The sequence below is a fragment of the Flammeovirga agarivorans genome (assembly GCF_012641475.1).
GTDB classification, from domain to species: Bacteria; Bacteroidota; Bacteroidia; order Cytophagales; family Flammeovirgaceae; genus Flammeovirga; species Flammeovirga agarivorans.
Window position 1 is genome coordinate 582164 of sequence record NZ_JABAIL010000003.1, and the last position, 24258, is coordinate 606421.

14 protein-coding genes are annotated in these 24258 nt (G+C 35.7%); 8 read left to right on the forward strand and 6 right to left on the reverse strand.

Annotation, left to right across the window (positions count from 1 at the left end):
- Nucleotides 1-103: 103 nt before the first annotated feature.
- The 5 genes from HGP29_RS11410 to HGP29_RS11430 all read left to right on the forward strand — a co-directional run bounded on the left by HGP29_RS11410 (nt 104) and on the right by HGP29_RS11430 (nt 8754).
- Nucleotides 104-676, forward strand: coding sequence for a hypothetical protein (locus HGP29_RS11410; protein ID WP_168882533.1), 573 nt, complete (start codon nt 104-106; stop codon nt 674-676).
- 347 nt (nt 677-1023) lie between these two features.
- Nucleotides 1024-2457: a sulfatase-like hydrolase/transferase gene (locus HGP29_RS11415; RefSeq protein ID WP_168882534.1), complete on the forward strand. Its 1434-nt coding sequence runs from the start codon at nt 1024-1026 to the stop codon at nt 2455-2457.
- Between the two features lie 19 nt (nt 2458-2476).
- The gene (locus HGP29_RS11420; RefSeq protein ID WP_168882535.1) at nt 2477-5653 is read left to right on the forward strand and encodes a glycoside hydrolase family 2 TIM barrel-domain containing protein; all 3177 of its coding nucleotides are present in this window, start codon (nt 2477-2479) and stop codon (nt 5651-5653) included.
- A 59-nt stretch (nt 5654-5712) separates the two neighbouring features.
- A complete protein-coding gene (locus HGP29_RS11425) occupies nt 5713-7272 on the forward strand; it encodes a sulfatase (RefSeq protein ID WP_168882536.1) in 1560 nt (519 codons plus the stop codon).
- 3 nt (nt 7273-7275) lie between these two features.
- Entirely contained in the window at nt 7276-8754 is a 1479-nt protein-coding gene (locus HGP29_RS11430) for a sulfatase family protein (RefSeq protein ID WP_168882537.1), read from the forward strand.
- Nucleotides 8755-8909: 155 nt separating this feature from the next.
- Here HGP29_RS11430 and HGP29_RS11435 read toward each other — a convergent pair whose 3' ends face one another.
- The 3 genes from HGP29_RS11435 to HGP29_RS11445 all read right to left on the reverse strand — a co-directional run bounded on the left by HGP29_RS11435 (nt 8910) and on the right by HGP29_RS11445 (nt 15024).
- Nucleotides 8910-11549, reverse strand: coding sequence for a beta propeller repeat protein (locus HGP29_RS11435; RefSeq protein WP_168882538.1), 2640 nt, complete (start codon nt 11547-11549; stop codon nt 8910-8912).
- A 97-nt stretch (nt 11550-11646) separates the two neighbouring features.
- Nucleotides 11647-13194, reverse strand: coding sequence for a sulfatase family protein (locus HGP29_RS11440; RefSeq protein WP_168882539.1), 1548 nt, complete (start codon nt 13192-13194; stop codon nt 11647-11649).
- A 3-nt stretch (nt 13195-13197) separates the two neighbouring features.
- Nucleotides 13198-15024, reverse strand: coding sequence for an arylsulfatase (locus HGP29_RS11445; protein ID WP_168882540.1), 1827 nt, complete (start codon nt 15022-15024; stop codon nt 13198-13200).
- A 250-nt stretch (nt 15025-15274) separates the two neighbouring features.
- Between HGP29_RS11445 and HGP29_RS11450 the strand changes: the two genes are divergently transcribed.
- Nucleotides 15275-15715, forward strand: coding sequence for a DUF523 domain-containing protein (locus HGP29_RS11450; protein ID WP_168882541.1), 441 nt, complete (start codon nt 15275-15277; stop codon nt 15713-15715).
- Between the two features lie 73 nt (nt 15716-15788).
- On the opposite strand, the gene HGP29_RS11455 is transcribed toward HGP29_RS11450, so the two are convergent.
- Nucleotides 15789-16145, reverse strand: coding sequence for a winged helix-turn-helix transcriptional regulator (locus tag HGP29_RS11455; protein WP_168882542.1), 357 nt, complete (start codon nt 16143-16145; stop codon nt 15789-15791).
- Nucleotides 16146-16258: 113 nt separating this feature from the next.
- On the opposite strand from HGP29_RS11455, the gene HGP29_RS11460 reads away from it, so the two are divergent.
- Nucleotides 16259-17248: a haloalkane dehalogenase gene (locus HGP29_RS11460; RefSeq protein ID WP_168882543.1), complete on the forward strand. Its 990-nt coding sequence runs from the start codon at nt 16259-16261 to the stop codon at nt 17246-17248.
- Nucleotides 17249-17323: 75 nt separating this feature from the next.
- Nucleotides 17324-17950, forward strand: a complete 627-nt coding sequence (locus tag HGP29_RS11465) for a short chain dehydrogenase (RefSeq protein ID WP_168882544.1) — start codon at nt 17324-17326, stop codon at nt 17948-17950.
- 105 nt (nt 17951-18055) lie between these two features.
- On the opposite strand, the gene HGP29_RS11470 is transcribed toward HGP29_RS11465, so the two are convergent.
- Nucleotides 18056-20635: a VPS10 domain-containing protein gene (locus HGP29_RS11470; RefSeq protein WP_168882545.1), complete on the reverse strand. Its 2580-nt coding sequence runs from the start codon at nt 20633-20635 to the stop codon at nt 18056-18058.
- A gap of 2 nt (nt 20636-20637) precedes the next feature.
- On the reverse strand, nt 20638-24237 hold the full coding sequence (locus tag HGP29_RS11475; protein ID WP_168882546.1) for a VPS10 domain-containing protein: 3600 nt from the start codon (nt 24235-24237) through the stop codon (nt 20638-20640).
- Nucleotides 24238-24258: the final 21 nt, after the last annotated feature.

Consider the following 24258-nt stretch of genomic DNA (forward strand, 5'->3'; position numbering starts at 1 on the left):
CGTATATTGTAAGTGCATTCAGAATTATCTCCAACTTTCTTAAAAGGTCATTTTTGACCCTAAAAGACAGATTTCAATAATAACCAATTAAATAAACTCTGCAATGGAAAGAACAAGTAGATTAATTCAGCATGAAATGCAACGCATAGATAAAATGACCAAAGCGCAAGCCCTTGAAAGTACATTGGAGTCCAATTATTTTTCACCGATTATGGATGAAGGGATATATGCTAAAATAGAGCCTTTGGTTATTCGTAACCCCAAAAAAATAAAAGAGTTATTTTGGTTACAGATGAAATCTTTTAAAGAGTTAAATCCCGAAAAAGAAAAACCTTACTACCGATTTATTTCAATGCTAGATGCAAGAGGGGATTTATTTTATAATTATTCTTTCCACACCGAAATAGAATTAGAAGAGAAAGTTCTTTCTGGAGAAATACTTCCTAAAAGATTAGTAGCCTATACGTTATTTGTAATTGATATGTCCACAAAAGAAAGACGAAGTATACATTTATGTAGTCCTTTTGTTTTTTGCCATAGACAAGCAAGAATATGGTTGATGGATAATTATAACGATCGTTTCTTCTTTTGCGATGATAAAGAATTAATGAAAGAGATTAAAATAGCTGGGGGTGAAGTATACAGATTCCCATTAGGCAAAAGAAAGAAAAGCTAGACATTTTTTTCGTGACCATATATATATGCGCTATTAATTTTCCATTGGAGAGTTGATAGCGCTTTTCTGTTATTTCTATTTTTTCCTTACCCAAATTCGGTTTTTGAACACATTTTCGTCAATTTTTAGGTGTAAATTCGTCACTGCTAAAGATAAATGGATATATATATGACAATGATTTAGAATGTGAGCTACTTTAAATTATTCTTTAGGGAAAGAGATTCAATGCAATACTATTTTGACTAGGTAATAATGATTATTGATATCTTTTAGTAAAATAATGCTGAAATCCCTGATTCTTTATTATCTAGAGTTTAATTGTAAAACAGACAACTTTTATGTTTGAAATGAAAAGATATTACTTACTACTTTTACCTTTACTAGCTTTTGTATTTACCGCATACAATAAGATAGATGAAGATAAAAAACCGTCAACTGAAAAGCCCAATGTGATTGTAATTCTAGCAGATGACCTTGGATACAATGATGTGAGCTTTAATGGTAGTCAAGAAATTCCTACTCCTAACATTGATAAAATTGCCAATGAAGGAGCAAAATTCACCAATGGATATGTGACCTATTCTGTATGTGGTCCTTCTAGAGCTGGACTCATAACAGGAAGATATCAAGACCGATTTGGTTCGGGTAGAAATCCACTTTGGGCTCCGAATGATATCTCTCAGGGTTTAAGTATTGATGAAGAAACAATGGCTACGGTTTTAGGTCGTGAGGGATATAAAAGTATGGCAGTAGGTAAATGGCATCTTGGTGCACATGAAGCGTTGAGACCTTTGAATAGAGGTTTTGATGAATTTTACGGTTTCTTAACCGGAGGTCATAATTACTTCCCAGAGTTGTTAACCTTAACAGATATCTCTCAGGTAAAAAGCCAATTTGCAGCTTACAAAACGAAGCTTCTTAAGAATGATAAAAGAGTTGAGGAAACAGAGTATATCACAGATGGTCTAACAAGAGAAACAGTACGTTTTATCAAAGACAACGCAGATGATCCTTTCTTTATTTATCTAGCTTATAACGCACCTCACTCCCCTTTACAAGCGACAAAGAAATACCTTGATAGATTTTCTCATATGGAAGAAGGAAAGAGAAAAACATACTGTGCAATGGTATCTGCTTTAGACGATGGTGTTGGAAGAGTATTAGACGCTTTAGAAGAGAAAGGTATCGCAGACAATACGATTGTGGTATTCTTATCAGACAACGGTGGACATGAAGGAAAATGGGGAGCAGATAATGGTATTTTAAAAGGGGAGAAAGGGTCTATTTACGAAGGTGGATTTAGAGTGCCTTTTGCCATGCGTTGGCCAAATAAGATCCAAGCAAATACAGTGTATGAAAAGCCAGTATCTTCATTGGATATTATGGCAACAGCAGTAGAATATGCAGGAGCTTCTCCAAAAAATAAATTAGACGGAGTAGATATAGTTCCTTATATCACAGGAAAGAAAAAAGGTTTACCTCATGAGTCATTAAGATGGAGAATGTTTGATTCTAAAACTTATGCAGTGAGGAAAGGAGATATGAAGTACATTCACAAAACCAATAAGAAAAATGGCAAAGTGATGACTTATTACTACAACCTTGCTAAAGATATTTCTGAAACGTCAAACTTGAAAGTTTCTAAATCAGAAAAGGAAGATCTTCAGGAAGAATATAATGCATGGGAAAAACAGATGATTGACCCAACATACCTAGGACTTGGTCAGGATAAGAAATATACATCAGAACATCCGGACCGCTTTAATACAGAAGTATACTAAACTATTGAGATAAAAAAGGATGAACAAAGTTTCTAAAGCATTAGCAAGTGTATGTGTGTGTTTATCACCACTAATGGCTTCAGCACAAGAAGTTGCTAACTGGGAAAACCCGGAAGTGATTAGAGTAAACACAGAAGAAACACATAGCACATTTACACATTATCAAACAGATAATTTTTCTAAGGACCTAAAAGACCTTGACAACTATAAATTATTAAACGGAACCTGGAAGTTTAACTGGGTACCAAAACCAGCAGATAGACCAGCAGATTTCTATAAAGTAGATTATGATGTGTCTTCTTGGAATGACATCGATGTGCCATCAGATTGGCAGATGAGAGGTTATGGTTATCCGATTTATACGAATATTATTTATCCATTTAAAATGGATGCCCCAAATATACCTCACCATAATAACCCTGTAGGTAGTTACAAGCGTTCGTTTAAAGTGAATGCAGATTGGATGGAACAAAACGTTTTCCTTCATTTCGCTGGAGTGAACTCTGCTTTTTACGTATGGGTAAATGGTGAGCAGGTAGGTTATGCTCAAGGTTCTAAAACAGCCATAGAGTTTGATATTTCTAAATACGTAAAGGAAGGAGACAACGATATTGCTGTGGAAGTATACCGTTGGTGTGATGGATCTTACTTAGAGGATCAAGATTTTTGGAGAGTAAGTGGTATAGAAAGAGATGTATATGTATATGCTACGCCGAAGACATTTGTTCGCGATGTTAAGATCAACGCAGGGTTAGATAAATCAAATTACGAAAATGGTTCACTATCGTACCGTTTTGATATAGAGAATGATATCGCAAAAAAGGTAAAAGGTCTCAATGTAGACGTTTCAGTGGTAGATGCGAAAGGGCAAAAAGTTTTTACAAAATCTCACCAAGTAGATCTCGACAAATCTTCTAATAAGTTTGTTGAACTAGAAGGAGTAGATCTAGGAAAAGTAGCTACATGGTCTGCAGAAACACCTAACTTATATGAATTGCAAGTAGTAATGAAAGATAAGAAGGGGAATATTCTGGACGCTACAAAACAACGCATTGGTTTTAGAACCACAGAGGTGAAAAATGGACAGTTGCTTGTGAATGGTCAACCAATATTAATAAAAGGGGTAAACCGCCACGAGCATGATCCTGAAAATGGTCATGTGGTATCTAGAGAGTTGATGAAACAAGATATCATTGACCTAAAAAAATACAATATTAATGCGGTTCGTACTTCACATTACCCTAACGACCCTTACTTCTATGAGTTATGTGATGAGTATGGAATCTATGTGTGTGATGAAGCCAATATAGAATCACATGGTTATGGTTATAAAGCGGGTGAAACTTTGGCTCAGAATGAGATGTTCAAAGAGCAGCATCTTGATAGAGTACAAAGAATGGTAAAGCGTGACTACAACCATCCATCAGTGATTTATTGGTCGCTTGGTAATGAAGCAGGTAATGGTGAAAACTTTAAAAATGCTTACGATTGGGCACATGAGTTTGATACAACAAGACCTGTACATTATGAACGCTCGGAGCATATGAAAGGAGACAATCTAAGAACTACAGATATCACTTCTTGGATGTATGCATTAACAGGAGAAGTAGAAAACAAATATTTTAAGAAAGAAAGTAAGTTACCGATTGAAGAACAAAGACCGTTCATCTGGTGTGAGTATAGCCATGCAATGGGTAATTCAAATGGTAACTTTGTAGATAACTGGAATTGGGTAAGAAAACACCGCAATGTTCAAGGTGGATTTATCTGGGATTGGCAAGATCAAGGATTAATCGGAAAAACTGACGATGGAACAGTTTACTATAAATACGGTGGCGATTTTGAACCAGATTCTATCCATACAGATAAAAACTTCTGTGCAAACGGTGTGATTGGGTCTGATAGAGCACCACACCCTGCAATTCAAGAAATCAAGCATGTTTACCAAAATATCCATGTCTCTGCATTAGAAAATGGAAAATTTGAAATTTATAATGAGCAGTTTTTCAATGACCTTTCAAAGACAACCATCAAATGGGAATTACTAGAAAATGGTAAGGTAGTCAAGTCAGGTCAATTGAAAGATGTAAATGTAGCCCCACAATCGAAAGCGGTAAAATCTGTTGATTTTGGTTACACACAAGATGCTTCAAAAGAATATTTTGTAAATTTCTATGTACTTAATAATGGTCTTGAAGAGTTATTAGACAAAGATTATATTCTAGCGGCAGATCAAATCCTTGTTCAAAAAGCAGAGGCTCAAAGTGTAGCACAGGAAGATGGAAAACTGAAAGTCAAAGAAGATAAAAAGTCTGGAAATATTGTTATTACTAATGAGCAGTATGTTATCTCATTCGATCAAAAGGAAATAGGTTTAGCCTCAGTGGTCTTTAATGGAGAAGAGTTATTGAAGGAAAGACCAAAAATGAATTTCTGGAGAGCAATGACAGACAACGATTATGGTGCTTGGAAAGCAAATAAAGACAAGTTCTACTTTGCTTACAGAGATTTAGCATCTACTGGAAAAATCACTGAAGTGAACAAAGAAAAAGTAGGAGATGCTTATCAGGTAACTTATATCGTTGCTTATGAATCTATAAAAGCTTCAAATGAAGTGACTTACCTTATACAGCCAAATGGTGAGATAAAAATAGATTCAAAGTTAAATGTAGAAGACCCTAAGACATTGAAATTCTTACCTCGTTATGGTATCACAATGGCGATCGATCAGCAATTTGATAATGTCACTTATTACGGTAGAGGACCAGAAGAAAATTATGTAGATAGAAATACAGGAGCCTTTGTAGGTTTATATGCTACAACAGCTACTGATATGTATGTACCATATATTCGTCCTCAAGAAAATGGTTATAGAACAGATGTTCGTTTTGTAAAATGGACGAATAAGGCAGGAAAAGGATTAGAAGTAGTAGCTACGGATAAAATCAGTTTCTCATCATTAAGAAATCCACAAGAAGATTTTGATGGAGGAGACTGGAAAAAACAAACGCATACTATTGATATTCAACCTAAGGATCTGGTTTATATCAATCTCGATTACAGACAGATTGGTGTAGCAGGTGATAATAGCTGGTCTAAAAAAGGCGGTATTGCTAAGCCAAAATACCGTATTGATCCAACGAAGTGTGAACTATCATTTACTTTATCTGCGATTACAGGTAAAACAGTACAATAATATATTTAGTCTGCTACCCCTTTTGGGTAGTAGACTACTTGATAATTAACACCAACGAAATGAAATACAATACACTCTTTCATAGAATTATTACTACAGGTGTACTACTACTTTTTTCAACATTAATATTTGCTCAGGAGAAGCCGAATATTGTGTTTATTATGTGTGATGACCTAAATGATTATCAAGGGGTTTTTGGTGGACATCCACAGGCAAAAACACCCAATATCGATAAACTAGCAAAGCTTGGAACAAGATTTACAAATGCACAATCGAATATACCAGTATGCCAACCCTCAAGAAATAGTTTGTTTACAGGTGTATACCCGCATGATTCTCAGGATTTTGGATGGGTACCACACTTCAAGCAAAAAGTACTTAAAAACAACAAAACATTTGTTCAGGTTTTACATGAAAATGGATATAAAACATTAGGTTCAGGAAAGCTTTTACATAAAAATGAAGAAGAAATATGGTCAGAATGGGGACTTAATGTAAAGCACAATTATGGGCCATTTGCATTTGATGGAGAAAAATTATCCGTACATCCCGATGTACCCGAACCGTATCGTTCTATAGGGCCTATTGATGGTTCTTATGGGCGTCTATCAGATATGGGACAAATCGTTGAAGGTTGGAACAAAAAACCTGTCAAGTACAATAACGATAATGATAGAGACCTTTTGTATGATGAAAAACATGCACAATGGGCAGTAAATCAACTGAAAGAACTTGCCAAAGCGAAAGATGCCGAGCCATTCTTTTTGGGAGTGGGTTTTGTTAGACCTCATACCCCGCTTCATGCTCCTGATAAATACTTCGATATGTTTCCAATTGATGAAATTGAATTAGACCAATGGAAACCCAATGACAAGGACGATACCTTCTTTGAAGAAATTATGGGTAAAGACAAAAAAGGTCCTAAATATTACCGTCAATTAGTTGAATCTTATGGAGGTGATAGAGAATTAGCGATAAAGCATTTCTTACAAGCCTATTTAGCTTGTGTTGCCTTTGTAGACGATCAAATTGGTAAAGTGGTGGATCAAATAGAAAAGTCATCTTTAAAAAATAATACAATTATCGTTTTTACAGCTGATCATGGATGGCAAATGGGCGAAAAGGATTACCTTTTCAAAAACTCGCCTTGGGAAGAAAGCTGTAGAATTCCTATGATTATCAAATCACCGAAAGGAAAGAAAGGACAAGCGATCGCACAACCTGTTTCTTTAATTGATGTTTATCCTACCATTTTAGATTATGCAAACATCGATGCATCGAATAAAAAATCTTCTGAAGGAGCTGAGATTGGAGGCTATTCGATGAAAGGTTTTGTAGATGGAGGTAAGAAGTTTGAATGGCAGGGACCTAATGGTGCATTAAGTGTAGTTGGTGTGTATGGAGCTTATGGTAAAACCTATGAAGTGGCTGCACAGAATTATTCTTATAGAACTGAAAATTTCAGATACATACATTACACAAATGGAGAAGAGGAATTATATGATCATTCTAAAGATCCATACGAGTGGACAAATGTGGCAAAGGATAAGAAATATGCCAAAGAATTAAAGCAATTAAGAAAAGAAGTGAACAACATTATCGGAGTAAACTTTCAATAGACAATGAATAAAATATTTAAACTAGTAGCTGCCTTTACCTTACTATTATCTGTAAATGTTGGCTATGCTCAAAACCAGCGACCTAACATTATCTGGGTGATGTTGGAAGATGTGTCTTTAGATACAGAGAGTTATGGAATGAAAGGAGTGAAAACTCCAAATATGAATGCTTTAGCAGAAGAAGGAACACAATATTATAACTGTTTTGGAACCGCATCGATTTGTTCTACAAACAGATCTTCGATGATCATTGGTACGCATCAATTAAAGACCAATACGATGCACCATAGAAGCAATAGAGAGATAGATCTTATCGACCCTTACAAGCCGTTTACTTATTGGTTGAAAAAGGCAGGGTATACAACTATTCTAGGGCATAATAAAGTAAAGCAAAAAGGAAGAAAAACCGATTTCAACTTCAATTATAAACCTGTTGGCGATTGGGATAAAGATAAAGGAGTTTTTGATCGTTTTGGTGTTGCTGAAAATAATGGTCAGCCATTTTTCCAACAAATTACTTTGCATGTGACACACAGAGGTGATTGGTGGGATAAAGTAAGAAAGCAATCAAAACACCCTGTAGACCCTGCAAGCGTTGAGCTTCCACCATATTATGCTGATGATCCAAGAATCCGCTTAGATTGGGCCAAGTACTTAGATCAGATGGAATATGCAGATGATGAGATTGGTATGTTGGTGCAAGAACTTAAAGATAAAGGGCTATACGAAAATACTGCAATTATCATTATTGGTGATAATGGACGCTGTAATGTTAGAGGAAAAGGCTATCTATTTGATCCTGCCTTAAGAATTCCACTTATCGTAAAATGGCCTTCAGGTTTCGAAAAGAAGACCAATACAAATGCAATTATTAGTAGTACAGATATAACTGCTACAATTCTAGATATCGCTGGGGTCGACATCCCAGATTACATGACAGGACAATCGTTTATTGCAGATGATTTTGATAGGGAAGAAGTATTCTCTTATAGAGGATTATGGGATGAGATTATGGAATCATCATATGCGATTTCGAATGAAAAATACCGTTACATAAGAAATGATCATCCTGAGATTCCTTATGATGCAAAACAAGCCTATTTAGAATTTTACCGTCCTGCAGTGCATGTGATGAGAGCTTTAAAGGCAGAAGGAAAATTGGATGAATTCCAATCTGCATTCTTTGAGACAAAACCTCAGGAAGAATTATATGACCTGGAAAATGACCCAATGGAAAAGAACAATTTGGTCAATGATCCGAAATATAAGAAATTACTTAAATCGATGAGAAAGCAGGTAGCATCATATAAAAAGGCCATGAAATCTGACAGTGATGTATACGAACCTGTAATTGCTAATGCAGTTGAAGTACTTCAAATGGTAAAAGACAAACATCCTGAAGAATATCAGAAAATGCTGGATGGCGAAGAAATTGGTTTCTACAAGTACGTTCAGGAATATAAAAAATCGATGATGAAGTAGTATTCGAATTAATATACGTAGAAGGATACATTAATTGTCTAATATAAAGAAGACCTATCAGTTAAAATGATAGGTCTTTTTTATATAAATACTCCCCCTTCCTTACGAAAATCTTCAAAGGAAAGGGGAGTGAAGTAGTCACAAGAATTATTTATTTACTGCATAATTTCTTTATCATAAGCGATATAGTATCCAGCTCCATAAGTAGAGCAGTAGTAAACACCTTTCTTATGATAGTCAATTTCTAAGGCATTGATTCTATCCGATTGAATATTACCTGCATTTATCTTTTTCCAAGTTTTACCACCATCCAATGATCTGTAAATACCTGGGTTCATCATACCCATTGTTCCATCAGAAGGGATAGCAGCAAGAATGATGTTAGGATCATATTTAGCTGTAGTAACTAAGCTTGCAAATTTATAAGGTAAAACCTGCTTCCAATTGTTATTTGATCTAACCCATACACCACCATTTTTAACTGTACCATCAAAAGTACCAGCAGTGATATATAGTTTTTTATCCTTTGAGAAATGAATATCATGTACACTTACAATACCTTTTGGTAGGTGAACTTTTTCCCAAGTAGTGCTTTTCTTGTTTAGCTTATATAGTCCACCGACTTGCTTTTGTGTTCCCATTACAGCAGCATACAACTCACCCTTGTTATGTTCATCGAATTCAATTTTCTGAACATGACCATTTTTTGGTAAGCCATTATTAATGACCTCAAAAGTTACTCCTCCATCTTTTGAAGTGTAAATACCAAAGTCTTTAAATTTTCCTCCTTTGAACTTTACATTATGCACTACTCTTTTCTTAGGAATCACAAAGTACAAATGCTCTGTTTCTGTTGGATCGATTCTTAAGTGACTTTGATGAATGATCATATTCAGTGGATTACCTAATTTATTAGGATCAAATATTCTTCCTTTAGGAGCCCAATTTTTTCCACCATCTTTTGTCTCCATGAGTTGACCAAAATAGGCTTGTCTAAAATGTAAAGCATACATATGGTTAACATCATTTGGGTCGATGGCCATGGTACCCACAGAACATTCTTCGGGCTTTTGTTTATTCGGAATACTGATTTTATATACTGCCTGAGCACCTTTTCTTACAAGGTCTCCATCATTTGTTGTTTTGAAAATAGAGTTTTCTCCAGCACAAAGGTAAATGTGATCCTTTATTCTTTCGTCTTGGATAATTTCCTCACCAGGTAAGTTACTATTACCCGCTCCCACCCAATGGTGATTACCAGGTTTCGTTTCTTGTTCATCATTTTCTAGCCATGTATCACCATTATCATTAGAAACACAAACAATCTTTGCAACCTGATACATGATTGTTGAACCGTCTGCGTTAAACTCAGCTACAGCACCTGCTTTTCGATCGTAGGCATCTCTTTCTTCCCATTCGTCTTGTCCAATCCAATCAACATTGATTTTGGTAGGGTTATTTCTGGTTTCCCAATTTGCTTTATCTCTACCGTTCCAATCTTTACCGTTTCTTAGTGTAACATACCAATGCTTACCACCGTCATCTGAACGCCAAAGCATTCCTCCTGGAAAAGTAAACTGAGATTTGTAGTTATTGATCACTAATAGGTGATTCGGATTTGTTGGATTGACTCTGATCATACTTACAGAATGCATCAGTTGATCTGGAGCCTTCGGGTACTTTTCTTTCGCCTCCGAGGCTGTGATGCCAAACCATTTACCTAATGCAAATTTATAATACCCTTTTTGGATGTTAGGGTTTTTAAGAATTGCTTTATTGATTGGCATATCTGAGTTGATATTGATCCAAGAATCGCCTTCATCTTCACTTTTGTACACACCGCCATTGTATGCAATCGTATTACCATTTGGAATATACTTTACTAGATCGATGGCATACAAAATCACTTTCTTAGAGGTCGGATCATAATACATATCCATTGAGCGGATGATATCATTGTCCATTCCATTTTTAACTTTCTGCTTCCATGATTTACCCCCGTTTTCAGATTTGTATAAACCAAAAGTAGTACCTGCAAATACCGTTTGAGGGCGGGCAGGGTGAACAAAAATTCTAGTGATTTGTGCTCTTGGATCAATGCCTTTTGGGGTAATGTTTTTCCAAGTTTCCCCTTTGTTAGTGCTCTTCCATATTCTTGCCTGATGTCCATAATCTGGGTTGCCATCATTTCCATGTCCGGCTTTCCCAACTTTTACTTTTGAACCAAAAACACCATGTGGATGCTTGTTGGTGTGAAAGAAGTGGTTACTGTCTCGAATATTACCAGAACCTGCGTACCAAACATTGTCATCAGTTGGATCCACTTTGATGGTATTTACATGGATATTCTCAAATTGAGCACTTACCAATTCATTGATTTTCCATGTTTTACCTTTGTCGAAAGTGAAATAAATATAATTAGCATCTTCAATAGTGCAAATGCCGAAATTCTCATCCTGTCTGGAAAAATCTGGAGCATAGATTTCTACTGGACCTCTTCTACGCGTTCTGTAAGACGGTCCATCCGGATCCATAATTCCTTCATAGGTTTCTCCTCTGTCTGTTGAGCGGTAAGAGTTACCCATATTGGGCCCTTGGTATACAGTGTTAACGTCGGTGGGATGCCAATAAATATGGTAATTATTCCCTGAACCACCGGGACCAAATTGTTGCCAATTTACCGTAGAGATGGACTCAATGCGTGTATGATCCAGCTTCGAGAAATCTACTGATTCTTGAGCAAAAAGTAGAGAAGCAACCAATAGTAATATATTGGAAAGTAATGTCTTTTTCATTTCAAAAAAATGCTTTTAGTCTGTTGTTGTATCAATGATTATGTATCACCTAGTTTCAAGTCATTTGCATTGAAACAGTGCGAGTAGTCACAATTTTTTAATTAAAGTGATTCTTGGGAGTCTTTCCCTTCATTTGTTCTTCATAAGTGCCTCTTAGGTAAGGCTGTTTATCTTCAATGGAAGAATTTCTGTCGAATAGCACACCATATTTTTGATAATCATGATAAGGTACAGCGTTGTCTTTCAATTGCTTTACTTGAGCATCGTACAAAGTCCTCATCTTGTTTAATTGCTTTTTGTATTTTTTTTCAGAAATCACATTGGTCATTTCTAAGCGATCTTTTCCAATATAATATAGTTCTTCAGTAGGTTGCATTCTTTCGTCTTCATACTGCCAATAGATGTATTTCCAATCTTTTGTCACTACTGCCATTTCTTGAATTTCATCATTTCCAAAGAAGTTCATTAAAGGAATATGGTCTCTTTTAATTCCCTTTTTCTTTTGCATCAATGGAATAAGGTTTTCTCCATCAATATGGTTGGGTACTGTTATTCCTGCCATAGTTAGAATAGTAGGGGCTATATCAATACTTGAGGTAATGGTCTCTCTTTTTCCACCTTTTGAGGTCATTCTTGGATCATAAATGAGCAATGGAGATTTTGATGGTTCTTCATAAGGAAGTACTTTTCCTCCTAAGTTATGAGCACCACAGCTATATCCATTATCACCTGCATAGATAATGATGGTATTATCATCTACACCAAGTTCTTCTAAAGATTTACGGATCATACCAATTGCATAATCCACACCATGTATAAGTTGGTTATAACGTTTGATGGCCTCTTGGTAGTTTTCTTCAGTATCTCTCCAAAACTCATATTGTTTGTATTGTCTCCCTGTTTTTGCCTGAGGAGCAATATGAGTGGCATTTTCAGCACCATAGTTAGCAGGTTTTTTATAGGTTTTACCTTCATATACTGCATCAAAATATACATCAGGTGTAAAAGGTAAATGTGGAGCCTTAAAGCTAATAGACATACAAAAAGGCTTGCCTGAATCTTTTGCTTCAAGAATAAAATCATGTGCCCAAGCAGCGTAAGCCCTTGTACTGTGAGGATATTTATCCGCGTATTTTTTTAGGTATTTATTTCTTCCTGTTTGATATTTGGTTTGACCTAATCCACCTGCCCATACATCAAACTCGTCTACAGGAAGTACATCCCATGTTTTATCAGAAGGATCTGTTCCATCAGACACTGCGAAACCAAATTTTCCGGCAAAACCTGTAAAGTAACCGGCATCTTTTAGCAGCATAGGAAAAGATTGTTGGAAGGTAGCTTTTTTCATTGGCCCGTGTTCAAAATTACAACCAGTTTTGTATTCAAACATGCCTGTCATATAAATGGCTCTACTTGCCATACAGATAGAAGTGGTGTTGTAGTGGTTCATAAACTGAACACCTGTTTCGGCCAACTTATCCATATTTGGTGTAACTACCTGATCATTTCCATAACAGCCTGTAGCGATACTAGTATGATCGTCAGATAGAAGAAAAATGATATTTGGACGTTGGTCTTCTTGAGCAGATAGTGTCCCTATCGTACCAAAAAAAATGACCCATTGAAGTATATATTTTAGTTTCATTGCTTATTTCTCTTTTGATATGTAAACATAAAATGCAGAAATGTCTTTGTTGTCTTCATCGGTAAATTTCCCTACCAATCTAGCTTTTCCCTCATTTAGGTATACTCGAAATGAAGTTCCTTTTGAAGACATATCGACATCCTGATACACTCTTAATGCATCAATTTCTAGCATCGCTTTTTTAAGTGGTATCACTCTTCCTTCTGGGCGAGCAATATACCAAGGTTTTGTTATCCCTAAAGCCTCTACTTTTGAATCAAACTGCAAATCAGCTTCTTTAGGCCAACGAGCTAAAGTGACTGTATAATATCCTTCTTGTTGTATATCGATTGTCCAAAAGCCATCATCTGTTAGAGCTGGCTTTTTACCACTCAAAGGATCTCTAATTAAGTCTTGATTCCATGCTAGAGGTTTATCAGAATGGATATCATGTACTGTTAATGCGGTTTCATCGATGCCATCTACACCCACCTTATAATATTCAAATTTACTGAAGTCTTTGGAAACATGCTCCCACCATTTTTCATAAGCATTTCTCATTTCCTTTACTTTTTCTGGATGCGATGAAGCGATATCATTTTCTTGCCCTACGTCCTCTCTGATATTGTACAATTCCTTTCCGTTGATGAGTCGCCAATCATTATCCATGACAGCACTAAGTTTCCATTTAACGGGATGCTGTGTTTTATTCTTATCCAATACAGCATATCGATTTGGCCAGTTCTTTCCTTCCCCAAAAATTAAAGGAGAGACTGTTTTTCCATCGTATTGAGTTTCTTTTGGCTGTTCTAAATCACAAAGGTCGATGAGAGTAGGAAGAACATCATAACTCATGACCAATTGATCAATGGATTTTCCTTTTTTCAACTTTCCATTTTTCCAATACATAAAAAATGGAACTCTGTGTCCTCCATCGTATTGAGAGCTTTTCAATCCCCTCATATTGGCATTAAAACCGTATTCTTTTCCTTTGATATTTCTCCAACCATATTGGGATCCATTATCTGTAGTAAAGATCAGGATAGTATTATCTATAAGTTTTAATTCCTTGAGTTTCTTTTCTAATCTTGTAATATTATCGTCGATGTTCGTGATCATCCCATAATATGCCTTTTGAAAATCTAATAGCTCTTCTTCGTCTTTATATAGATTATAGTATTCTTCTGGTACATTTAGTGGGCCATGTGGAGCATTGGTGGAAAGATAAAGAAAGAAAGGTTGATCTTTTTTCTCTTCAATATATTTCATTGCTTCATCGAAGAACACATCAGTACAATACCCTTCAAATTGTTCTGGTTTTCCATTTCTTAAGTACACATCATCAAAGTAATCATTATCCCAGAAATCGGGAGTTTGTCCGATACCACCTGCACTGTGATATAATGCTGTTTCAAAACCTCTATTTTCTGGTAAATAAGGGTAAGCATCTCCTAAATGCCATTTACCAAATAAGGCTGTAGCATATCCATTATCTTGGAACACTTGAGGCATAGCTGTAAACTTTTCTCTCAATAAGTTACAACCGGCAATCGTATGCCAAACACCTGCTCTGTGGCCTTCCATACCTGTCATTAATGCAGATCTTGATGGAGCACATGTGGAACCTGCATGAAAGTTATCAAAGGCAACACCTTGGTTTCTTAGCCTATCCATCGCTGGAGTTTTGATAATTTTATTTCCATGAGCGGCAATATCACCATACCCTTGATCGTCGGTTATAATTATAATAACATTTGGTTTGTTTGTTGGTTTTTTATCATCTGACTGAGCGTTTTGATGGAAAGCCATAAAAGCAATCAAGCCAAATAGAAATTTATTCCATTTTTTCATTCAACATTTCATTTCAATGGTTCGAAGAATAATAATCTATGTTGGCAAGGTAGTGTGAGAATAACACCTTAAACCTATTCACTATTGCTAGAAATAACCGATTAATTTTATTACCTCCTAATTTTTAGTTTTTACACCCTTTTTTAGTTCGAAAAACCATCCTAAACGTAGCTATTTATATGATTTTTTACTTCTTATCGCTTCTTTTGTAATCGTAATACCATCTTTTTGATATCTTCCATTTAAGAAAATGAAACCAAAATATATTATTAGTTCTTGTTTAGTTGGGGTAAAATGTAGATACAATGCTACTTGTTCTAACACAGTGAATTTAGTGGATATGATCGATTCTGGTGAAGCAATCCCTGTTTGCCCAGAGGTGATTGCAGGTTTACCTACACCAAGAGAACCAGTGGAAATACAACAGACAGATGATGGTTTGAAGGTGACGAGTAAAGAAGGAAACGATTACACTCAACAGTTTCTCTATTCAGCAGAGGAGGTATTAAAAATCTGTAAGGAAAATAACATAACAAAAGCAATATTACAGTCGAGAAGTCCTTCATGTGGATTTGGAAAAATCTATGATGGGACTTTCTCAGGAAAGCTAATTGATGGCAATGGGGTAGTAGCCGATAAGTTGTTTAAGAATGGAATCAATGTGGTGACGGATGAGGAGTTTAAAAAATAAGGCTGAATATATCACAAACCCATGAATTAATTCATGGTTTTGTGATTGTGGTAAGTATTCATTAACTTCTATTTCATTTCTTCCCAATAATCTTTTTTCGGTGCTCTACCCCCCAATTGTATAATGCTATTATAATATCTCTACTACTTTCTCCATAAGGTGTAATACGATACCGAATAGTGACTGGTCTTGTATCTATCACCTCTCGCTCAACTAACTGATTAACCTCTAGTTCTTTTAGTTCCTTTGACAACATTTTGGATGTAATCCCTTTTACAGATTCTTTTAATAGTTTAAAACTACATTCATCATAATACATTAATACGCTGATAATCTGTATCTTCCATTTCCCTTGGAAAATATCAAGAGTATCTCTAACAGGCATTAATTTACCTAGACATTCCTTCGGTGTTTTATATCTTTTTTCCATTATTTAAGAAAGTTGGTATCCTCAAGTATACTAGTATCTTTTGTATACTTAGTTGCTAAAATAAATCACATCTCCTAGTTTTACAAGCGTAATCAAACATAACCACACAAAAGATGAATAATCAAATTCAATTTATTCGAACACCTGATGATGCTTTTAAAAACTTAGAAGATTATCCTTATACAGAAAACTATATGGTATTGGAAGGAGGAGTTAGAATGCATTATGTAGAAGAAGGTAAAGGAAATGAAAAGACAATTTTTCTACTACATGGGCAACCTTCATGGAGCTATTTATATAGACATATGATAAAGTATTTTGTTGAAGCAGGTTATCATGTAATAGCTCCAGACTTAATTGGATTTGGGAAATCAGATAAACCTGTTGATCCAAAATATCATACTTATACTAATCATGTACTATGGATGTCTGAATTTGTTCAAAACTTAGGGATTAATAATGCAATCTCATTTATGCAAGACTGGGGCGGCTTGATTGGTTTAAGAGTCTTGGCGGAACAACCTGAATGGTTAAATCGCTTAGTAGTTTCAAATACCGCATTAGCAGAAGTTAAAGGCATAGGTAAATATTTGTATCCGGTTGCCATGAAATTAATGACAACATTAAGTAGTAATCCAACAATAGAAAAGTTTGCTTCAAATAAAACATTTGGGAACTGGAGTGGATACTTTGCAAAAGCAAAACAACCCAATATTGGTCTAATAATGCAGATTTTGACAAATAGATCTTTAAGTCAACCAGAAATGAATGCATACAATGCCCCTTTTCTAGATCAACAATTTATGGCAGGCCCAAGAACAATGCCTCAGATAATAGCAACAGATATCAATGAGGTCAATGACGCGTGGAAGAAATTAAAAAAATGGGAGAAACCCGTATTGACTCTATTCAGTGATAATGATCCTTTTTTAGCAGGAAAAGGATATGATACTCAGTTTCAAACCAATTTTAAAGGTGCAAAAGGTCAGCCACATATCACTATTTCTAATGCTTCACATTTTTTACAAGAGGATCAAGCTAAGGTATTAGTAGAGAACATATTGAATTGGGAAGAAGTCTTGCAGACTCATTCAATTTTATAAAACCCCTTACATCATATATAACATTATGTAAGGAAAATATTCAAATCTATTTATTTAATTTTTAGACATTTATTTATGAAAAAGATGAAAATCGCAGTAATCGGAGGAACAGGTACAATTGGTTCAGGTATCGTTGAATTATTAAGAAAAGAACATGATGTAATTTCAATTGGTAGGAAAAGTGGTGATTATCAAGTTGACCTATTAGATACAAATGGTATTAAGAAGATGTTTAATGAAATACAAGGTATTGATGGTATTATTTCTACAGTAGGTGATGGTAGTATGGGCTCATTAAAGGAACTTGAATTAGAAGCTTTTCATTATTCTCTCAATTCTAAAGTAATTGCAAATGTAAATCTTATTAAGGAAGCTATAAGTCACCTGAAACCTGAAGGTTTTGTAATTGTAACTTCTGGTTTAGCAAGTACTTACCCAATTCCAAACGCAAGTGCATTAGCTGTTGCTTGTGCAGCTTTAGAAGCATTTGTAAGGTGTATTACTGTGGAAGATACAAACGGTGTGAACATCAATGTGGTCAGTCCAGGCTATGTAAAAGAGACAATGGAAAGTATGGGAATGGACAGTACTGAGGGTATTTCAGTAGCAGAAATTGCAACAATTTATAAAGATATGATTGATAAAAAAGTGAATGGAATGATTGCTAAAGTTCCAGAGTATTTAGCATCTACAAGTATTTAGTTATAACTGACTAAGAATTTGAATTTTTGTGATAGTACAAATGTACAACTTCAATTAATCATTGATCCCACCTCATTTTTTTTGAGGTGGGAGACTAAGCATATTTTACAATTCCTCCTCCTTAAAAATCACATACCAACCACTACCGTAAGTGGAAACATAAAACTTATCAGGTGTGTAATTATCAATGGCAATATCATTAATACGGTCTGATTGACCATTACCTTTATTGATCTTTACCCATGTTCTACCTGCATCTTTTGAAAGGTAAGTACCTGGATTTTTTCTCTTATTGCTGATATTTGGTAGGGTGGAAATAAGAATAACGTTATGGTCATAAAGTGCTGTTTCTACTCTGACAGTCCAAGGATAATCAAAGATTTTCTCCCATGTTTTCATACCATCAGTGCTTCTCCATAACCCTCCATCATTAATACCACTTTTCTTACATCCAGCGGTGATATAAGCATTTCCTTTCTTATCAAAATGTATATCATTGATACCGAAGGAACCAGATATTTCTTTTGTCGAGCCTACCTTTTGCCAAGTATCACCCCCATCTTTCGATTTAAATAGACCTCCATTTTTATTTTGAACAGCCGCAAATAGAACATTTGATTTTTTAGGGTGCGTAGCAATAGCAGATACATCTGGATCAATTGGAAGACCGTTATTGATACTTTCCCAAGTTTTACCGCCGTCTTTGGAGCGATGTACTCCGAACCCTGCTTGAGAATCGCCTACATACTCTAAGGCTCTCGCATTTTTAGGAACATGGAAATACATAATATCAGGGTTTTCAATGTTGAAAGTGATATTCAATTGATGAACAGATTGATCTCCGCTATGTGCTTTGACATTCCATTTCGGAATAGCTTCCCCATGTGAATGCCAAGTTTTACCTGCATCAATAGTTTTGAATAATTCACCTCTGTTATGCTGTCTAAAGAAAAGTGCATATCTGATATTAGTATCGGTTGGGTGAATGGCGAAAGTGCTTAAAGATTGCTCATGCTCAGTGAATTTATGCACTGAGGCTGATTGTGCTCCTTTTCTGATTTCTTTTCCTAAGTCATTGGTGATCCAAAGGCTATTTTCACCTGCAGCACAAAACACCTGATGTGGTAAGTCTGGATGTTGGTAGAAACCGTGTCCTGGAAGATTAGAATTACCACCTCCAACATAATTTCCATTTCCGATTTCAATATCATCAATATCTACCCAAGTCGCTCCTTTGTCATAAGAAAACATTGAAATTTTGGCCATCTGAGTATGTAGAATACTTCCATCACAATTAAAGCGGACAAAATTACAACCCTTACGGTCATAAGGGTCTCTTGCCATCCATCTTTTGAGGTATTTCAATTCGACATTATTGCCGATAGGGTTGTTTCTTTTTGTCCAATAGTCAGCATCTTCGGAATTAGCTTCCCAATTTTGCCCATTTCTAAACGTCACAAACCAGTGTTTTCCTCCATCTTTGGTTCTCCAAAGTTGACCTGGCATAAAATTATTCCGAGAGGCATTAGAGTATTCATTGTTGACATAAATATTGTTGATGTCATTGGGATCGACTTCTATGGTATTGAATCGTTGTGTGATTGAAAAAGGTAATTCAGGGAAAGCCATTTTAGCTTCTTTGTCCTTCATGCCGAAGTAATAGGCAATGGCATGATAGTAACTTTTCATGATGGATGGAATTGATTTAAATTGTCGCATATCAATAGCAATATCTCCACTGATATTTACCCAACTTTCACCTTCATCATCACTTCTAAAAATTCCTCCTTTATCGTCGATTATAGTTTGCCCCTCTTTCTTCCAAGTCACGTTATTAATAACAAATAAGGTGAGTTTTTTCGTATTGGTATCAAAGTGATGTGTAAAGCTTCTCATTACTTCATGTCCAAAACCTTTTGTCTTTTGCTTCCAAGTTTTACCTCCATTGGTTGACTTGTAAAACCCTCTATTGGTACTTGCATATACTGTTTTAGAAGAGTTTGGGTCTACCAAAATAGATTCTACTTCTGTTTTTGGATGGATACCATTGACGACCAACTTCCAAGTTTTTCCACCGTTTGTAGTTTTGTAAATCTGACCTTGACTCTTGGGGTGAGTATTAGCTCCGTGAGGTTTTGACTGGGGAAATAATGCTCTACCCAGTTCTCTCATTTTTCCTCCCCCAACATACCAAACTTGATCGTCTTTTGGATCTACGGTGATACAGGCCATGAATTTATTATCGAACTGAGGCTCAAGTATATTCTGCCACTTAGCTCCTTTATCATATGTCACATAAATACCATTGTTGTTTCTATCTGTACAAAAACCAAAATCAGGATTTTGCCTTGAGAAATCAATGCTTCTAAATTCTCTGGGTCCTCTCAAGCCTTCGTTCAGGCCAGGGCCGTCAGGGTCTAATACACTTTCGTAGGTAAAGCCGCCATCTGTAGATCGATAAGAGTTCCCCATATTGGGTCCAATAAAAAGTACTTTTGGATCTGTTGGGTGCCAAAAGGCCGATTTATTATTACCACTCATACCAGGACCAAATTGATACCATTGATAGGAGGGGTCGGAGGCGACATCCTTTTCTTTTAAAGAATGGAAAAAGTGTTCCCCACCTTGCGCAAAGCAAGATAGAGAACACATCATCCATAAGATTGGATAGAGTATTTTTCTCATTTTTATTCTTTTAAGAACTTAAATTGATAAATCTTAGAAGCGGTTTCGACATTCAAAATATACATACCTTTAGCTAATGATGTCGAATTGATCACTAACTTATTGTTATTGACAAATTGAGGTACTGATTGTATTTGTCCAGATAAATTATAAATCGTAGCTTTTTCTAAGTATTCGATTGAACTATTTCCTTTGATATATATTTTCCCTGTTGTTGGATTAGGATATACCACCCAATTGATGCCTTCATCTGGAGGAAGGTTAACAGGTTCTTCTACGACATTGATTTCTGTTACAGCCTCAAGTGAAGTACCGATGATACGGGCATATACCTTAGTATTGCCTTCTGCTTTTCCCTTTACTTTTCCAGCCGATGTAATCGATGCAATAGTTTCATCTTCACTAACTAATTCAATACCTTGGTAGTATGCATTTTCAGGGTAGACCACAACTTTTAGTTGTTTTGTTGCACCAGGTCTGAGCTCAATATTTTCTTCTTCAAAGTAAATCAATTCAGGCTGGATCACCTCGTCTTGGTTTAGGGCCATGTACCAACCACTACCATATGTTGAAGCGTAATATTTTCCTGGAACAAATTGATCAATAGCAATATCATTCACCCTGTCTGATTGACCATTTCCAGTATTGATTTTTTCCCAAGTATCACCTGCATCTTTTGATAAATACAGACCAGCGTTTAACCTGTCAATAGTTGTATTGGCTAGGGTCGAAACTAATATCACATTTGGATCATATTTAGCAATTTCAACTCTATTTGTCCAAGGATAGTCGAAAATTCTACTCCAAGATTCCATATTGTCTTCACTTACCCAAAGTCCTCCATCGTCGGCATCTCCATTTTTAGATCCAGAAGTAATATATACTTTTCCATTGTCACTGAAATGTATATCATTAATACCAAAAGATTTGGAAATAGCAGATGTAGAAGCAACTTCGGCCCATGTTGTACCTTGGTTTTCTGATTTGAATAGACCTCCATTTGAATGTTGAACGCAGGCAAAAATTGTAGAAGTATTCTCAGGATGTAATGCTATTCTAGTTACATCAGGTTCATTGGGTAAACCACTGTTTACTTCCTCCCAAGTAACACCACCATCGGTAGATCTATGGACACCAAAACCTGTAACTGAATTTCCAACAAACTCTATGTTATTGGCTCTTTTAGGTACACAGAAATAGAGGTTTTCAGTATCGTTAGGGTCGATGGTTAATTGCATTTGATGAACGGATTGATCTCCACCTCCGTCAACCATATCCCATTCTGGAATGGCAGTACCTATTGCCTCCCATGTATCACCTCCATCCAAAGAACGAAGGCATTCACCTCGATGATGCTGTCTGAAGAATAAAGCATAATGTTTATCCGTATCATGAGGATCTATTGCATAAGAACTAATCGATTGTTCTGCGTCTGTCAATGATTTGTATTGTACAGCCTGTGCACCTTCTCTAATATGGTTTCCTTCGTCATTAGTAATCCATAATGAGTTTTCTCCAGCAAGACAATAGACTTGATTTAAATCTGGATGTTGGAAAAATCCATGTCCAGGTAAATTACTATTTCCTGCACCAACAAAATTATCTGAACCAGGTGTTACTTCGATGTCATCAATATCTACCCATGTATCGCCTTTATCATAAGACATCAGTGATACCTTTGCCATATTTGCATGAAGTACTTTTCCATCAGCACTAAAGCGGGCAAAGTTGGTCCCTTTTCTTTCATAGTCATCTCTTACCATCCAATGTTTTAGATAGTTGAGTGTGATATTACTGCCCATTGGGTTTCCTCTATTTTCCCAATAGCTTTTATCTGGAGAATCGCTTTCCCAGTTTTTACCATTCCTAAGAGTAATATACCAATGTTCACCACCATCTTTTGATCTCCACAATTGACCGGGTTTGAAGTTGTTTTTTGATGCATTTGAGTATTCATTATTAAGGTAAATATTGTCTACATCATTAGGGTCAACTTCAATCGTATTAAAACGTTGAGTGATCTTGGTGGGCAATTCGGGGTATTGTTCAACGGCCTCATTGTATGATATTCCAAAGAAATGAGCTACAGTAGTGTAATAACTCTTTTTAATGCCTGAATTATCTTCAAACTGAGTAAGATCTAAAGCAAGATCACCATTAATTTTTGTCCAAGATTCACCATGATCGGTACTTTTAAAAATACCACCACCACTATCAGTTACCGTCTGCCCATCTGCTTTCCAAGTAATATCATTAATGACAAAAAGAATCACTTTGTTGGTATTGGTATTATGGAAGTAGGCCATTGCTCGCATGACATCATGATCAAATCCGTTGGTTTTCTTTACCCAATTTTTACCTCCGTCAGTACTTTTGTAAAACCCTCTGTTTGTACTCGCAAATACTATCAGTGAGTTTTTTGGGTTAACCAATATAGTTTCCACTTCTGTCTTTTCATGAAGACCTTGGTTCATTAAAGTCCAAGTCTGCCCTTTGTCTGTACTCTTCCAGATTTTTCCTTGGCTGTTAGGGTCAATGTAAGTTCCATGAGGGTCACTTTTGGGAAATAAGACTCTACCAAAATCTCTCATTTTTCCACCACCGGCATACCAAGTATCTTCGTCATTAGGGTCAACAGAAACACAAGAGATATAAATTCCTTCAAAAGGTTCTTCATTGATCAGCTCCCATGACTTGCCTTTGTTGATGGTCTTATAAATACCTAGATTTCGTCTGTCCGTAGCAAAACCAAAGTCAGGGTTTTGTCTGGAAAAATCTATACTATATAACTCTCGGGGACCTCTTTCTCCTGTATCCATGCCTTTAGCGTCTGCATTTAACATAGACTCATAAGTTTCTCCTTGGTCTGTTGTTCTGTATACATTGCCCATATTCGGGCCGATAAATAAAGTATTTTCGTCAGTAGGGTGCCAAAATGCTACTTTGTTATTTCCACTCATTCCAGGTCCAAACTGAGACCATTTGACATTTGGATTTGACGTGACATTTGTAGTTTTTAATTCTTGGAAAAAATCATCACCGAGCTTCTTTATCAAGAAGTTGTCAAATAATAGCTCTCCTTTTCCTTCTGAATGTGATTGAAAAGAGAATAGTACATAACCATTTTCATCTGTAACAGAAGGAGTAAAACTAAATTTCACTTGTACCCATTCTGAACTTTCTAATGGTGAAAGATTCACTTGACCAATTTTAGTATCGTCAGATGAAAAGAATTTAATATTAGAATTCTGGTTGTCTGTTTTAGTTAATGCTTTATAGTAGAAAGAGATTTTATAGACTTTACCTTCTTCCCATTTGATATTTTTAAACGAGGTAAAGTTACATTTTTGATTTGTAGTATTGAATTGAATTCGACAGCTACTATTACCTTCAAATTGGTCTGAATTATATTTTTCAAATATAGGTAAACCATTATATATATTCGACTCCCATTCGGAAGAAATTTCCCCTTCAAAACCTGAAAAGAATAGAGTTTCAGCTTCTGAAGAAATTTTCAATGTTGACTGTTTATCCTCTTCACCCCATGTTTTAAAAAGTGTAGCAAAGGATAGTACAATAAGTAATAAGTAATTCTTTTTCATTTCGTTGTATTTAGGAAGTTG

Excerpts from the sequence above, each read along its gene's own strand:
- HGP29_RS11410 (WP_168882533.1), top strand. The coding sequence starts at position 104 with ATGGAAAGAACAAGTAGATTAATTCAGCATGAAATGCAACGCATAGAT.
- HGP29_RS11445 (WP_168882540.1), bottom strand. The coding sequence starts at position 15,024 with ATGAAAAAATGGAATAAATTTCTATTTGGCTTGATTGCTTTTATGGCT.
- HGP29_RS11455 (WP_168882542.1), bottom strand. The coding sequence starts at position 16,145 with ATGGAAAAAAGATATAAAACACCGAAGGAATGTCTAGGTAAATTAATG.
- HGP29_RS11475 (WP_168882546.1), bottom strand. The coding sequence starts at position 24,237 with ATGAAAAAGAATTACTTATTACTTATTGTACTATCCTTTGCTACACTT.
- HGP29_RS11460 (WP_168882543.1), top strand. The coding sequence starts at position 16,259 with ATGAATAATCAAATTCAATTTATTCGAACACCTGATGATGCTTTTAAA.
- HGP29_RS11430 (WP_168882537.1), top strand. The coding sequence starts at position 7,276 with ATGAATAAAATATTTAAACTAGTAGCTGCCTTTACCTTACTATTATCT.
- HGP29_RS11435 (WP_168882538.1), bottom strand. The coding sequence starts at position 11,549 with ATGAAAAAGACATTACTTTCCAATATATTACTATTGGTTGCTTCTCTA.
- HGP29_RS11440 (WP_168882539.1), bottom strand. The coding sequence starts at position 13,194 with ATGAAACTAAAATATATACTTCAATGGGTCATTTTTTTTGGTACGATA.
- HGP29_RS11420 (WP_168882535.1), top strand. The coding sequence starts at position 2,477 with ATGAACAAAGTTTCTAAAGCATTAGCAAGTGTATGTGTGTGTTTATCA.
- HGP29_RS11470 (WP_168882545.1), bottom strand. The coding sequence starts at position 20,635 with ATGAGAAAAATACTCTATCCAATCTTATGGATGATGTGTTCTCTATCT.
- HGP29_RS11415 (WP_168882534.1), top strand. The coding sequence starts at position 1,024 with ATGAAAAGATATTACTTACTACTTTTACCTTTACTAGCTTTTGTATTT.
- HGP29_RS11450 (WP_168882541.1), top strand. The coding sequence starts at position 15,275 with ATGAAACCAAAATATATTATTAGTTCTTGTTTAGTTGGGGTAAAATGT.
- HGP29_RS11465 (WP_168882544.1), top strand. The coding sequence starts at position 17,324 with ATGAAAAAGATGAAAATCGCAGTAATCGGAGGAACAGGTACAATTGGT.
- HGP29_RS11425 (WP_168882536.1), top strand. The coding sequence starts at position 5,713 with ATGAAATACAATACACTCTTTCATAGAATTATTACTACAGGTGTACTA.